This is a genomic window from Legionella feeleii (genome assembly GCF_001467625.1).
Lineage (GTDB): Bacteria > Pseudomonadota > Gammaproteobacteria > Legionellales > Legionellaceae > Tatlockia > Tatlockia feeleii.
Map to the genome: position 1 here is coordinate 1 of NZ_LNYB01000068.1, position 12,761 is coordinate 12,761.

A 12,761-nucleotide genomic window follows, 5' to 3' on the forward strand; every position below is an offset into this window, starting at 1 on the left:
TTCCTTTTGTTGATTATGTTCTTGGCGAACAATCAACAGGATACGCCACCTAATTTATTTTTCACATACACCAGATTCGAGCATAACTCGAGAAAATCTCACATTATTTAAGAATGCGCTTTATTTCCTGGATATTGATTGTAAAACCAAAGGTTGTGCTTTTATAGCTCATCTGTGGACTATTGCGTTAAAAGCGACTAACAAGCGTTTTCCTCAAGTAATCAAGCAAATTTGGAAAAGTAAATATGGAATAACTCGCATGACGAAAGATTCCTCTATAAAATTTTCTGAATTTTATGCGCATTTTTTATGATTTGCTTACTTCTCTGAGTTCCTTGATATAAAGCGATAAACGGGTTAGATTGGCTTAGCTCTTTCATCCTATGCCAGGTTACTAAGCGATGAGTCAGAAGAATTTTCCAGATAAAATTATCAGCTTTCTTCTACTTTTTACAGTGGTTACAGCGCTTGCCCTTAGTTTGGTTCCTCCCTTTGCGCAACCCCTGAGCTACCATGATTTTGCGGATAAGCGTACTTTATTTCACATAAGTAATTTTTCTGATGTGATGTCCAATCTGGCCTTTATTATTGTGGGGTATCTAGGTATTAAAACTATTCACGAACCTACTCCATCTCAATGCGCACTCACTCCAGAAGCAAAATGGGCCTACCTCATTGGATTTATTGGCACAATCTTAACAGGCTTAGGTTCGATCTATTATCATTTACACCCCAATAACTATACCTTGTTTTGGGATCGAGGCCCGATGGGCATTCTTTTAATGGCATTTTTTGCTGCCATCTTTATAGAGCGGGTCAATCGTTCGATTGGCTTTTATCTATTATTACCGCTTATTTTGCTGGCAACCCTCTGTACCTTGCAATGGGAGCTTAGCGAGCTGTGGGGGCAGGGAGATATGCGCTTATATATTTGGTCGCAGGGCTATCCTCTCATAATGATTATATTTATTTTATTCTTTTTTCCCTCATCCTTTGTGCGCAACTATTACCTTACAATCTGTTTCATTTTGTTTGGTTTGGCCAAAATAACCGAAGGCTTGGATAAAATTATTTATCATTTTACCTTCGAGACAATAAGTGGACATACTTTGAAACATCTTCTTGCTGCTATTGCTGTTTACTCTCTTGTATATGAGGTAAAACACCGCCAACCCAAGCCTTACCCGCAAGATAATACCTCTTCTTAAAGAGGTATTTACTATACTTAAGATAAGATTGGGATAGCAAGGAAAAAGGAGGCGTCATGAAAGGTTCTAAATCAATCAAGAAACCTCATCATTCTAGCAAGGATGATACCGCGAAAGAAAAGCGTAAAAAAAAGGAAAGAAAATTGGATAAATTAATAGAAGACACCTTTCCTGCCAGTGATGCAACTGCTAAATACTAGATTCAGGGCATCGGCTTACAGACAATCCCTTACTCGATGAGGAAAATTTACGCTGCCAGCCCTTCCTTCATAAGGAAACGTTATTCTGTTCCCAAGTTTTTCATCATGATAAAATAAAATCCAACTGATTAGATACGCCAAGATATGAAGTCAAATCCCCCCCACAAGAATCGTGGTGCGCTCAGTAACCCTGAAGGAAGATTTGAGGTTACCACTTATGAAAATTTTGATGACGGCTGGGCGCTTGAGGAAGAAACGTTTCCCGCTATAGAAACCTTCTTATTGCCGGAAACTGCTAAAACCGTTATTAGCCGCAATAATTCTCCCGACCTTGGCTTTGAACAATCTATTAATCCCTATCGTGGTTGCGAGCATGGTTGTATTTACTGTTATGCCCGTCCCAGTCATGCTTATGTCAACCTGTCGCCAGGCCTCGATTTTGAAACTAAAATTTTTTACAAAGTTGACGCAGCAACTCTGTTAGAAAAAGAACTTAATAAATCAAACTACCAGTGTAAACCTATCGTTTTAGGGGCAAATACAGATCCTTATCAGCCAGCAGAAGCCAAGCTCAAAGTGACTCGCAGTCTTTTGGAAGTATTAAATCATTATCAACATCCGGTCATCATTATCACTAAAAATGCACTTATTGAACGTGATTTGGATCTTCTCGCAGCGATGGCTAAACAAAACCTTGTCAAGGTTGCAGTCAGTGTTACCTCCCTTTCCACCCATTTAAAGCATATTATGGAACCTCGGACTACAGCGCCAGCAGGCCGTTTAAAACTCATCAAGCATTTATCAGAAAACCAAATACCGGTACGAGTGATGGTAGCTCCTGTCATTCCGATGATTAATGATGTAGAAATGGAAAAAATTATCCAGGCTGCAGGACAAGCGGGAGCTAAACATGCGAGTTATGTTTTAATCAGATTGCCTCATGAAGTAAAAGATTTATTTAAAGAATGGCTAGCAAATCATTTTCCTCAGCGGTCAGAACACATTATGAGTCTTATTCGTCAAATGCGGGGAGGAAAAGAATACGATGCCGCTTTTGGCTCGCGCATGCGTGGAGAGGGGGAATATGCCAAGCTTTTAGCAACCCGATTTCATTTGGCTTGCAAGCGTTTTGGTTTAAATGGTGAAGCAGAACCAAACCTGGAGATAAACAAATTTACCAAGAAGAAAAACCTAACATCCAGACAGTTGAGCCTGTGGGATGATGAGTTTTAGTGATCCGAAAATGTTACCTAACTAGATCAAGCTTTTTTCTTGTCTTTAGCCGCTACTTTTTTCTGTATGGTTTTATTTTTATCTTTCCCCATACTCTTTTTCAATAAGGAAATAAAATCGATAACATCATCGGGTTTTCGTCTACGGATTTTCGTTCTAGTACCCATTGCTTTTTCAGCTTCCGCCGTCTTTTTATCAAGCCACTGCAATAAAGCCTCCTGGTATTCATCATGATATTTTTCAGGTTTCCAGGTCGTTGTCATGTTTTTAATTAAATCGACGGCCATTTTTATTTCACGATCTGAAATTTTATAGGATTTTAGTGGTTCAGTAGGAATCTCCAAATCCTCTTCTTTACGTATTTCCTGTTGAAAGCGAATAAGGTTGAGTACTAAAGCATGATCATGCGGCATCACTAAACACAAATATTCTTTGGTGCGGATAATAACTTTTGCCACACCAACTTTTTTAGTTTTTTTTAATGCTTCGCGTAGTAAAACATAGGCTTTTTGGTTTTTAGAATCAGGAATAACATAATAGGGCCTATCAAAATACAAGTTGTCAATTTCAGCCAACTCAATAAACTCTTCAATATCAATGGATTTATATACTTCAGGGCTTGCTTTTTCAAACGCTTCTTCATCCACAATAATGTAATTATCCTTATCAAATTCATAGCCTTTTACAATTTTCTCCCAAGGTACTTCCTTATCAGTATTGGTATTAACTCGTTTATAACGAATACGCGATTTATCGCGCGAATCCAATAGATGAAAGTGCAAATCCTTTTTTTCTTCAACAGGAATAATCTGGACCGGAATGGTAACCAGGCCAAAAGAAATATCCCCTTTCCATATGGCTTTCATAGCATTTTCCAATTTTAAACTTTATTTAATTATAGGATCCGTATTCTAATGACTTACATTTATCCATATTATAAAAATAATAATTGCACTTATTTACATAAAAATATCGTAAAAATAATAGGAATTAATTTGTTTAAAATAAAATTAAAATTAAAAAGAAAAAACAAGTATATTTTCTCATAAAAGAAATAAATAAAATTGCATTCGTAATTTTATTGTCCTATTCCTTTAATTAGGACTATTAATTTTAAATAGATCTTAAATTTTGGAGAAAATCATGAAAAGGATATTTTTAATATTAGCCATGCTAGCCTCTTCCGCCCTCTATGCATCTGCGGGAACAAGTACAGGAACAGATGCTACCACGGGAACGGGCAATACCACGGGAACGGGCAATACCACGGGAACGGGCAATACCACGGGAACGGGCAATACCACGGGAACGGGCAATACCACAGGAACAGACAATATCACTGGAACTGGAACTAGTACGGGAACAGACACGAATACAACTATAAACTCCAATCCTGGAACAACAATTGATAACAGCACTGGCACTAATACAGGTGGGGATACTAATACAGGAACCACTATTCATAATAATACAAATTCCCCATCTGGAATGGATACAAATACAGGAGTCAACCCTAATCCTGATTCAGTTCCTGGTTCTACTAACACCCCTGAAACAAATACCAATAATGGAACTGATACTAATACTCAATAATTGCAGCAATCAGTTAGCCTGTCTATAAGGCAGGCTTTTTCTCAGAGGGAGCAGTCTAATGAGCTTGGAACATTACCACCAAAAAAGAGATTTTACTAAAACACCCGAGCCCAAAGGAAAAATATCCCGAAAAAAGCAACGACGTTTTTATATTCAAAAGCATGCTGCCTCTCACCTTCACTACGATTTTCGCCTCGAATTAGAAGGCGTTCTTAAAAGTTGGGCTATTCCCAAGGGACCCTCTCTAGATCCCACTGTTAAACGCTTAGCCGTTCACGTAGAAGATCATCCAATTGAATATGGCACTTTTGAGGGCATTATTCCTCAAGAGGAGTATGGTGGAGGTACAGTGATGCTCTGGGACAAAGGGGAATGGGAATCACTGGATAAAAATCCCCTGCAAGCCTATAAAAAAGGGCATCTTCGTTTTGAATTGCATGCAGAAAAACTGGGGGGAAGATGGGATTTAATTCGTTTTAAAAAAGAAGATAAATCCTGGTTTCTTATTAAATATAAGGACAGTTATGCCCGAGAAAATGATGATATTACCACCCAAAAAAGCAAGAGTGTTCTTAGCCAACAATCAATAGAGGAAATTGAAAAAAATTATCAAGCTGTTTGGACCACCAAAACTGGGTTAAAAAAAAACCTTAAAAAAATTAATATTGATCTGCCATCTGCTAACATGCCAGAGACGATTTCACCACAATTAGCTACTCTAGTGGATAAACCACCATCAGGTGAAGATTGGTTGCATGAAATTAAGCTAGATGGTTATCGGATTCTTGCTTTTAAGCATGGTAAACAAGTCCGTCTTAGGTCACGCAACGATATAGATTGGACTAGTAAGTTTCAAATTATCATGAAAGCGGTTGAGAAAATACCTGTAACTAAACTCATTCTTGATGGCGAAATTGTACTTTTTGATGAGCAAAATAGATCAAGTTTTCAATTATTACAAAACGCCTTAGACTCTGACGACAACCCACCTTTTATTTATTACGTATTTGACCTGCTTTATTATGATAAATGGGATGTACGCTCTCTTCCTCTTTTAGAGAGGAAAACGCTATTAGAGACAGTACTCACCCCTCAAATCCCTCATTTGCATTTTAGTGATTACATTCTCGGGCATGGGGAAGATATTTTTGCTTATTCCTGTGATCTTGGTTTAGAGGGGATTGTTTCCAAATTAGCAACAAGTAGCTACGTTACCAAACGCTCTAAATCCTGGTTAAAAATTAAATGCCTAAAACGGCAAGAATTTGTCATTGGAGGCTTTAGTCCACCGAAAAACTCACGCAGCTGCTTTGGCTCGCTCTTTTTAGGGCTCTACGATAAAGAAGGAAATTTTATCTACAGTGGCAATGTTGGCACAGGATTTAGCGAAGCCTCCTTAAGAGAAATCCATGAAGAATTAAAAAAGCGCATCATTACTAAAAACCCTTTTAATTCAAAACCACCAGGTATTACGACCGCCACTTGGGTAAAACCCGAACTGGTTTCCGAAGTGGAGTTTACTGCATGGACAAAAGAGGGACGTTTACGCCACCCGAGTTTTAAAGGATTGCGTTTTGACAAAAAAGCCAGGGACATTATAAAAGAAGTGGAGAAACCAGTGGATAAAATTAATAAACAAAAGATCGCACTCAAAGAAAACCAAAACTCTCTTAATATAAAACTAACGCATCCAAATAAAATTCTCTATGAAGAAGATAAAATTAGTAAAAAGGAGCTTTTTAACTATTATCTTGATATTGCTGATTTTATTCTCCCTTTTATTAAAAAACGTCCTTTGACTTTAGTACGCTGTCCAACAACGTATAAAGATTGTTTTTATCAAAAAAAACTCAATGAAACTAGCTTCGAAGCACTGCATCCGATTGAAATAGCGAATATCAATCAGGGGAAAAGTGAGAATTATATTTACTTGGATGATTTAGAAGGTTTACTCAGCTTAATACAAATGGGAGTACTTGAGATTCACCCATGGGGAAGTCGTATTGAAAACCTGGAACACCCAGACATTTTAGTCTTTGACCTGGATCCAGCTCCCGACATTTTATGGAAAAATGTTGTTGAAGCAGCTTTTGAAATAAAAAACCATTTGAGCGAGTTTAAATTAGAGTCCTTTGTTAAAACAACAGGAGGTAAAGGCCTTCACGTTGTTGTACCTATTCAACCAGAATATGAGTGGGATAAGGTTAAAAATTTTGCCCAAGTATTTGTCCAATTTCTAGAACAAGTTAGTCCGGAAAACTATACTAGCAAGATGTCAAAAACCCAAAGAAAAGGGAAAATTTTTATTGATTATTTGCGTAATCAACGGGGTGCAACAGCCATAGCTGTCTACTCAACTCGCGCACGGATACACGCTCCCGTGGCGACTCCCCTACATTGGGATGAATTGACTGATGATATTATGGATACTTACTATACGATAAAAACAATCACTAAAAGACTTAGTCATCTACGAAAAGATCCTTGGCATAATTTTTGGGAAATAAAACAATCTTTACGCTTGGATCAATTAGAATGAAGTACTATCAGCTTATCGCCAATCGGTCGGCTCCAAGGGAATCAAAATCCACATAATTAGATAGACTAACAGTGCTGAACCACCTAAAAGAAAAAAAATAACGAAGATAAGCCGAATCCAGAATGGATCCATATTAAAATAAATGCCTAATCCGCCGCATATCCCCGCAATTTTCCTTTCTCTACGAGAGCGCCATAGCTTTCTGTAAGGCTTTGAGAGTCGAGTCATAGTCGATTAACTTGAATTAAGAGGCTTTAATATACCAAATCTTGAATAGAAAGAACCAGTTTCTATCAAATTTATTCTATTTAAGTTGAATAGAAATAAGTATTCCGTCTTGCTTTAAAGACGGAATATCTCTCCAGGAGCTGTCGTCACGCTATTCTCTTAATTACGTTTAATACCTGCCTGTCGTAGACTTTGCTCACCAAATTTCCTGGCATTGCTAGCTGCGGAAAGCATGTGCTTTTCAAAAATATGAAAAGCCTCTTCCATGTAATTTAAGGTTTTATGACTATTTTCTATAAATACGTGAATATTACGCTCCAGAAGCTCTTCTGGTCTTCGAAGCTTCGTGAGCTCTTCTGGCCTCAGATAAGACATATTTTGCAGAGTCTTAAGATTAAGAGCCATTATTTCTTGTAGAGGTTGTTGAAAGTTACGGACACTATTTTTCCACTGTTCCATTTGCTCATGCATGGTCATCTCCTTGTGTGCACTGCACAATCAAAGATTAGCTCACTAAAATTGCTTGTCAAATTTGTTAATAGGAAATGCTTCTCCTTTCAATCATTCTATCTTTTTACTATTGTTAAGCTTGAAATAAGCTATGCTTAAGAGAGAGTCCTGCTAATTAGTAAACAATAGCCTTTTCAGCTAACAAAATAATAAAAATTAACATAATGATTTTATAGGGAGATAAATGGGTTATTTGATCGGTTGGCTTTTGGGTGTCCCAATAAGCATACTCATATTGATTTGGTTAATATCCCATGTTTGATAAGTCTCATTAAACAAGGAGAGTTATAATGGCTAAAGAATCTGTAGTAGTTACAGAACATCCCCATTGTTCGCACACCTACAAGCGCATTTCATGGTCTGCCATTGTCATTGGGGCCCTGGTAGCATTAGGACTGGATTTTCTCTTAAATCTTTTCGGACTTGCTATAGGCTTGAGTGCTTTTACAATGAGCGATGCAGGAGCAAGTACTGTTGTCATTGGAGGAATGCTTGGAGTTCTTATCGGTATCATTGCTGCTATGCTAGCTGCAGGGTATGCGGCAGGTTATCTCGGACGCCTATATTGTCCTCAGAGAAATCTCGGCATCCTGTATGGTTTTAGTACCTGGACTTTGGCCTTAATTCTATCGGCCTTAATAACCGTACCTCTTACCCATCATGTAACCAATTATACCCAAATAGCCTCTCCTTCGATTTCAGTAATCACCAAGAAATCAATGGATACTGGCAAGGTGGTATCCGCTGCCACTGTCTCCCCTGCCTCTCATCATCAGAACGTTCATCAAAAGGCGATGAATGTAACGGCGCCGACACAAACAACGGCTTGGAGTGTATTTTGTGTCTTTATTCTATTCTTCATTAGTGCCGTATCCTGCTGTTTTGGTGCTTGCTGGGGAATGAGTTGTTGCCGGGAAGATTAACTCGTTATTTTAAGCCCTTTCGTTTATGCGAAAGGGCTTCTTATCATTTACCAACCTGCATCTAAATCTTCATGTTTGTCTATAATTAATTACTACATGGAGGTAGTTATGACTAAGACGAGCAAAAATCCACAACCTCATGCCGTCGAAAGAAAAAATAAAAGCCAAGGGACGGAAAAGAAGAGTGCTTTAGCAGGCAGTGAGTTGGAAAAGCCTAAAAATAAACCTCACCTAAGTCGTGATCCAATGAAAAAAAACCCTTTTTTCACCGACGACTATCCAAAATTAGAAAAAAATGTTGATAACTATGATGAAGAGAATGATGGTTTTTAAAATTTCTTCTTCAAAGTGGATCTTCTTAATACGATAAAGAATGGATTGAGGAAGCAGCTCTTTGTGACAAGCATCTTTTACCGATGCGAAAACCAGAGGATTGTCTTCAATGTAATGAAGCAACGGTGCAAGTATTGCCCTCCCCAATACTGATCAATCAATAAGCTCAACTGATATAGTATTGGAGAGTTTTCATGTTACAAGCTTGCTACGTGCTCTTCTGATAGTATTCTTTTATTATATCGTTGGAGAAAATGCATGCTTTATTTATGGCTAAAGTACATTCATATTTTAAGTTCTACCCTATTATTTGGTACCGGACTTGGGACTGCCTGTGTTTTGCTTTATGGACACTCTACAAAAAACATTTCGACTATGGCAGTCTGTAATCAATATGTCGTATTAGTAGATTGGCTATTTACTGGTTTCTCTGGCTTTATACAAGCCCTCACAGGATTTTGGATGGTCTATCTGGCAGGGTACTCCTTTAAATCCTTGTGGATCTGGGGGGCTATAACAGGCTATACCTTTACTGCCTGTTGCTGGTTTCCTGTGGTTTATTTTCAAATTAAACTACGGAACATCATAATAACGTGCATTAAAAATAAAACCCCTCTTCCAGCTGAGTACCATTACTATTTTCGCTGGTGGTTTGTTTTGGGATGGCCTGCTTTTATCAGCTTACTGATTGTTTTTTATTTTATGATAATGAAGCCTATGTAAAATATTATATGCTAACCATTCAATGTAATTAGCCATTAACAATGACTCCACCATTAGGATGCAGCACTTGGCCAGTCATATATGATGAATCATTCGAGGCAAGGTATACGTAAGCCGGAGCAATTTCTGCAGGTTGCCCTGCCCGTTTCATTGGTACTTGTTGACCAAATTCTGCCACTTGCTCTGCTGTAAAACTTGCTGGAATCAGAGGAGTCCAAACAGGGCCTGGCGCCACAGCATTGACACGAATCTCACGCGAAATAAGGTTTTGCGCAAGTGAGCGGGTAAGCGCAATGATAGCACCTTTAGTTGCAGAATAATCAATTAGGTGATCATTTCCTTTGTATGCTGTTACAGAGGTAGTATTAATAATCACGCCCCCTTTTTTTATATGAGGCAATAAGGCTTTGATCATGTAAAAATAAGAAAAGAAATTAGTCTTAAAAGTCCGTTCTAACTGTTCACAACTTATTTCCTCCAAAGTATCTTGTGGATGTTGTTCTGCAATATTATTCACTAAAATATCGATCTGTTTAACTAACTTTTCAGCCTTAGCGACCAGTTTCTTACAGGCATCATAAGTCTGTAAATTTGCAGGCATTAGCCAGCAACGCCGGCCTATCTCTTCGATTAATTGTTTGGTTTTTTCAGCGTCTTGATGCTCATTTAAATAATGGACAATCACATTCGCGCCTTCTTTTGCAAAAGCACACGCGACGGCACGACCGATGCCACTATCACCACCTGTAATCAAGGCTGTTTTACCGAGCAATTTATCACTTCCTTTGTAATCTGCAGATAAATACTCAGGTTGAGGCCGCATCTTAGCCTCAATACCGGGTTGTTTTTTTTGTTCTTGCGGCGGTTGTTGTTGATGGCTTTTCTGCTTCATAGTGCACTCCTATGTTACAGCCATGTTTCTCATGGTGGTTAGAGATTAAAAAATATGGGAAACCAGCCAGATGAGGATCAATATACTGATGGGCACTCCTAATAGCCAGGCAATAATATATTTCAGCATTTTTTTCTCCTTCCTTAAAAACTATCCATTTTATTATGCTTTAGTTTGTTTCTTCAGTTTTTGTGCACAGACAATTCAATTTGATCATTTTGTTAGTGCTGTTGAAGCAGAAACAAGTCCCCTGGTAACCAAAATGCTGGTGATAAAAGTTGGCTTAAGCTCTTTTCGCAAATATCTTTCCATGATACCTTCTTCCCAATTTAAACGGCTAAAATTAACTTTTTGCTTTCACTAGAATAAAAAGAGCCAAACCATCCACCAACTACTCCCATTAATCAAATTGACCAATAGTTGACCATATTTATACTATAGATGACTATTGCTCTTTTAACAAAATTAGCAACATGATGTAATAATTTATTCTATTTAATAAATCATTTCTTATTCTTTTTCTTGCTTTTAGGTTTCGTTGTCGTAATTAAAGGAGATTGCACTATATCCAAGATAGTTTGCATAGGATCCATATCGTTAGTAGGTTCAAATATCGCTTTTCCCAGCAGCGGTAATATAGCTGAATTGGTCGGTAAATTCATGGCTTTAGCCATATTATTTATATTTTCTTGCACCATGTTGGTTGTAGGAAATTCCATCCATTTATTAAGAAGTTCATTAGTAGAATTGAAATAATTACACATACTATTGGCAAACATGTTCAAGAGCCGAATTTGTTTATTGATTAAAGTAATCTGGAGTTCAAGCCAAGGGTTATTCTCCAATATTTTCATGGTATTGAACCATTGCCCAGGGATATATTGTTCTGAATTATTCTCAGGTTTTTTCGCCTTTCCCTTGTTAATCATAAAATTCCTTATCTGGTGTGAAGCATTGTTTAAAAATGGAATATTTAAACTATAGGTGACAATTTAACGGACTGCCAAAGATAGATAAAATGCAAGAGCAGCAACAGATTTTATAAACCTCAATAGAAGCAGATTCTTTATAATTTACTCTTATGTCTATTTTTAAACTATGCTTAATGATAACTAACCAAGGAGGTAGATAAACATGGAAACGAAACGAACCACAGCTGCAAATGCCCATAAAAAGCCCTCTCTTAAAGCAAGTACACACAATGGCCGCAGTAAAGCTCATGTTGGCGAGGCCGCAAATCATTTATTAAATGAAGGAAAAAAACTGGCAAATGAGGTTTATGAAGATGGCTTGAATAAATTGGAAGACGTACAAGATGAACTTAAAGTGTATTCAGACGAGCTTTTGAAGAAAGTACAAAAAAATCCACTAACCTCTTTATTAATAGCAGGTGGGGTAGGTTTTTTGCTTTCTCTCTTATTAAAAAAATAAATGAATATTATTGAGCACCTAGAGGGACTTGTTGCAGGGAAAATACGCATTTTTAAACTGGTCACTCGTCTTGTGAAACTAGAGGCAAAATTAGCCGGGCTAAGTATTTATCCTCTGTTAATCAATGTATGTCTGTTATTAATTACACTCACTACGCTGTGGCTATCAGCCATGGTGTTATTTGGATATTTCTTGACCCAACTCGTTGGTAATGCCTTTTTTGGCATTGCTATTGTCTTATTATTTAACCTTGGCTTTTCTTTTCTATTAGCAAAATATTTAAGATCTAATTTAGAAAAAATGAGTTTCAAGAAAACAAGAGCTTATTTCGCCAGGCAGAATACCCATGAAAAACTCCCGAAAACAACTGATTATCAAAATTGAAAAACTAGATAAGAATTTGCATAAACAACAAATTAAAGTGCGAAAGCATTACCATTGTTTGACAAGCTTTATCAACTCTACTGATGCCCTCATTGGCCTTATACCTGCCTTTATAATCGGTTGGGGAAGTGCTAAAGGAAGTTTTATAAAAAATATGCTTAAGTATATCATTCGTATAGAATTCCTTACAATTTTAGCGACTTTTGGCAAGAAATTTATTAGATAGAAATAACTGGGAATTTTAAGACAATAAATCTTGAAAGTTAATCACAGAAAACCATTGTCTATAATTAAGGTAAGAAAACTTCTAATAAGGAGATTAATATGCCACAGGGAGATAAGTCAAAATACACTGACAAGCAAAAACGCCAAGCCCATCATATTGAAGAAAAATACCGCAAAGAAGGTGTATCAAAAAAAGAAGCTGAGGAACGCGCATGGCGAACTGTAAACAAACAGGATGGTAATCCCCCTTTTTTTAACCGAAGCTAAAAGTAGAGACTTAGGCAATTAGTGCCAATTTTTGCCTTGGAGGGATTCCTCCAATAGCCGTATTTGGACGTT

General features: G+C 37.4%; 16 protein-coding genes. 11 read left to right on the top strand and 5 right to left on the bottom strand.

The annotated features are described in order from the left end of the window. The first annotated feature begins 401 nt into the window (after positions 1-401). The 3 genes from Lfee_RS07515 (at position 402) to Lfee_RS07520 (ending at position 2,641) form a co-directional block, all read left to right on the top strand. Positions 402-1,208: a hypothetical protein gene (locus tag Lfee_RS07515; protein ID WP_058445438.1), complete on the top strand. Its 807-nt coding sequence runs from the start codon at positions 402-404 to the stop codon at positions 1,206-1,208. Between the two features lie 56 nt (positions 1,209-1,264). After that, on the top strand, positions 1,265-1,408 hold the full coding sequence (locus Lfee_RS16985) for a hypothetical protein (RefSeq protein WP_156413375.1): 144 nt from the start codon (positions 1,265-1,267) through the stop codon (positions 1,406-1,408). A 144-nt stretch (positions 1,409-1,552) separates the two neighbouring features. Continuing rightward, positions 1,553-2,641 carry a PA0069 family radical SAM protein gene (locus Lfee_RS07520; RefSeq protein WP_058445440.1) on the top strand — a complete coding sequence of 363 codons (1,089 nt, stop codon included), beginning with the start codon at positions 1,553-1,555 and terminating at the stop codon, positions 2,639-2,641. 26 nt (positions 2,642-2,667) lie between these two features. Here Lfee_RS07520 and ku read toward each other — a convergent pair whose 3' ends face one another. After that, positions 2,668-3,507 carry a non-homologous end joining protein Ku gene (gene ku / locus Lfee_RS07525; protein ID WP_058445443.1) on the bottom strand — a complete coding sequence of 280 codons (840 nt, stop codon included), beginning with the start codon at positions 3,505-3,507 and terminating at the stop codon, positions 2,668-2,670. A gap of 277 nt (positions 3,508-3,784) precedes the next feature. On the opposite strand from ku, the gene Lfee_RS07530 reads away from it, so the two are divergent. Then, the gene (locus tag Lfee_RS07530; RefSeq protein WP_058445445.1) at positions 3,785-4,234 is read left to right on the top strand and encodes a hypothetical protein; all 450 of its coding nucleotides are present in this window, start codon (positions 3,785-3,787) and stop codon (positions 4,232-4,234) included. A gap of 58 nt (positions 4,235-4,292) precedes the next feature. Then, a complete protein-coding gene (ligD, locus tag Lfee_RS07535) occupies positions 4,293-6,773 on the top strand; it encodes a DNA ligase D (RefSeq protein ID WP_058445448.1) in 2,481 nt (826 codons plus the stop codon). A gap of 12 nt (positions 6,774-6,785) precedes the next feature. Here the strand turns inward: ligD and Lfee_RS16695 are convergent, their stop codons facing one another. Both Lfee_RS16695 and Lfee_RS07540 read right to left on the bottom strand, forming a co-directional pair. Then, complete coding sequence (locus Lfee_RS16695; protein ID WP_082646604.1) at positions 6,786-7,001, bottom strand: PspC domain-containing protein; 216 nt, start codon at positions 6,999-7,001, stop codon at positions 6,786-6,788. Positions 7,002-7,160: 159 nt separating this feature from the next. Then, positions 7,161-7,472: a hypothetical protein gene (locus Lfee_RS07540; protein ID WP_058445450.1), complete on the bottom strand. Its 312-nt coding sequence runs from the start codon at positions 7,470-7,472 to the stop codon at positions 7,161-7,163. Between the two features lie 329 nt (positions 7,473-7,801). Here Lfee_RS07540 and Lfee_RS07545 point away from each other — a divergent pair, with 329 nt between their 5' ends. The 3 genes from Lfee_RS07545 to Lfee_RS07555 all read left to right on the top strand — a co-directional run bounded on the left by Lfee_RS07545 (position 7,802) and on the right by Lfee_RS07555 (position 9,490). After that, positions 7,802-8,434, top strand: a complete 633-nt coding sequence (locus Lfee_RS07545) for a hypothetical protein (RefSeq protein WP_058445452.1) — start codon at positions 7,802-7,804, stop codon at positions 8,432-8,434. Positions 8,435-8,542: 108 nt separating this feature from the next. Further along, the gene (locus tag Lfee_RS07550) at positions 8,543-8,767 is read left to right on the top strand and encodes a hypothetical protein (RefSeq protein WP_058445454.1); all 225 of its coding nucleotides are present in this window, start codon (positions 8,543-8,545) and stop codon (positions 8,765-8,767) included. A 258-nt stretch (positions 8,768-9,025) separates the two neighbouring features. Next, positions 9,026-9,490, top strand: a complete 465-nt coding sequence (locus Lfee_RS07555) for a DUF2269 family protein (protein ID WP_058445456.1) — start codon at positions 9,026-9,028, stop codon at positions 9,488-9,490. A 28-nt stretch (positions 9,491-9,518) separates the two neighbouring features. Here Lfee_RS07555 and Lfee_RS07560 read toward each other — a convergent pair whose 3' ends face one another. Both Lfee_RS07560 and Lfee_RS07570 read right to left on the bottom strand, forming a co-directional pair. After that, the gene (locus Lfee_RS07560; RefSeq protein WP_058445458.1) at positions 9,519-10,382 is read right to left on the bottom strand and encodes an SDR family oxidoreductase; all 864 of its coding nucleotides are present in this window, start codon (positions 10,380-10,382) and stop codon (positions 9,519-9,521) included. Between the two features lie 503 nt (positions 10,383-10,885). Further along, entirely contained in the window at positions 10,886-11,311 is a 426-nt protein-coding gene (locus tag Lfee_RS07570) for a hypothetical protein (RefSeq protein ID WP_058445462.1), read from the bottom strand. Between the two features lie 205 nt (positions 11,312-11,516). On the opposite strand from Lfee_RS07570, the gene Lfee_RS07575 reads away from it, so the two are divergent. The 3 genes from Lfee_RS07575 to Lfee_RS17335 all read left to right on the top strand — a co-directional run bounded on the left by Lfee_RS07575 (position 11,517) and on the right by Lfee_RS17335 (position 12,689). Then, a complete protein-coding gene (locus tag Lfee_RS07575) occupies positions 11,517-11,813 on the top strand; it encodes a DUF883 C-terminal domain-containing protein (protein WP_058445464.1) in 297 nt (98 codons plus the stop codon). Next, entirely contained in the window at positions 11,814-12,197 is a 384-nt protein-coding gene (locus Lfee_RS07580) for a hypothetical protein (RefSeq protein ID WP_058445467.1), read from the top strand. A gap of 324 nt (positions 12,198-12,521) precedes the next feature. Then, entirely contained in the window at positions 12,522-12,689 is a 168-nt protein-coding gene (locus Lfee_RS17335; protein WP_058445471.1) for a hypothetical protein, read from the top strand. The last annotated feature ends 72 nt before the right edge of the window (positions 12,690-12,761 follow it).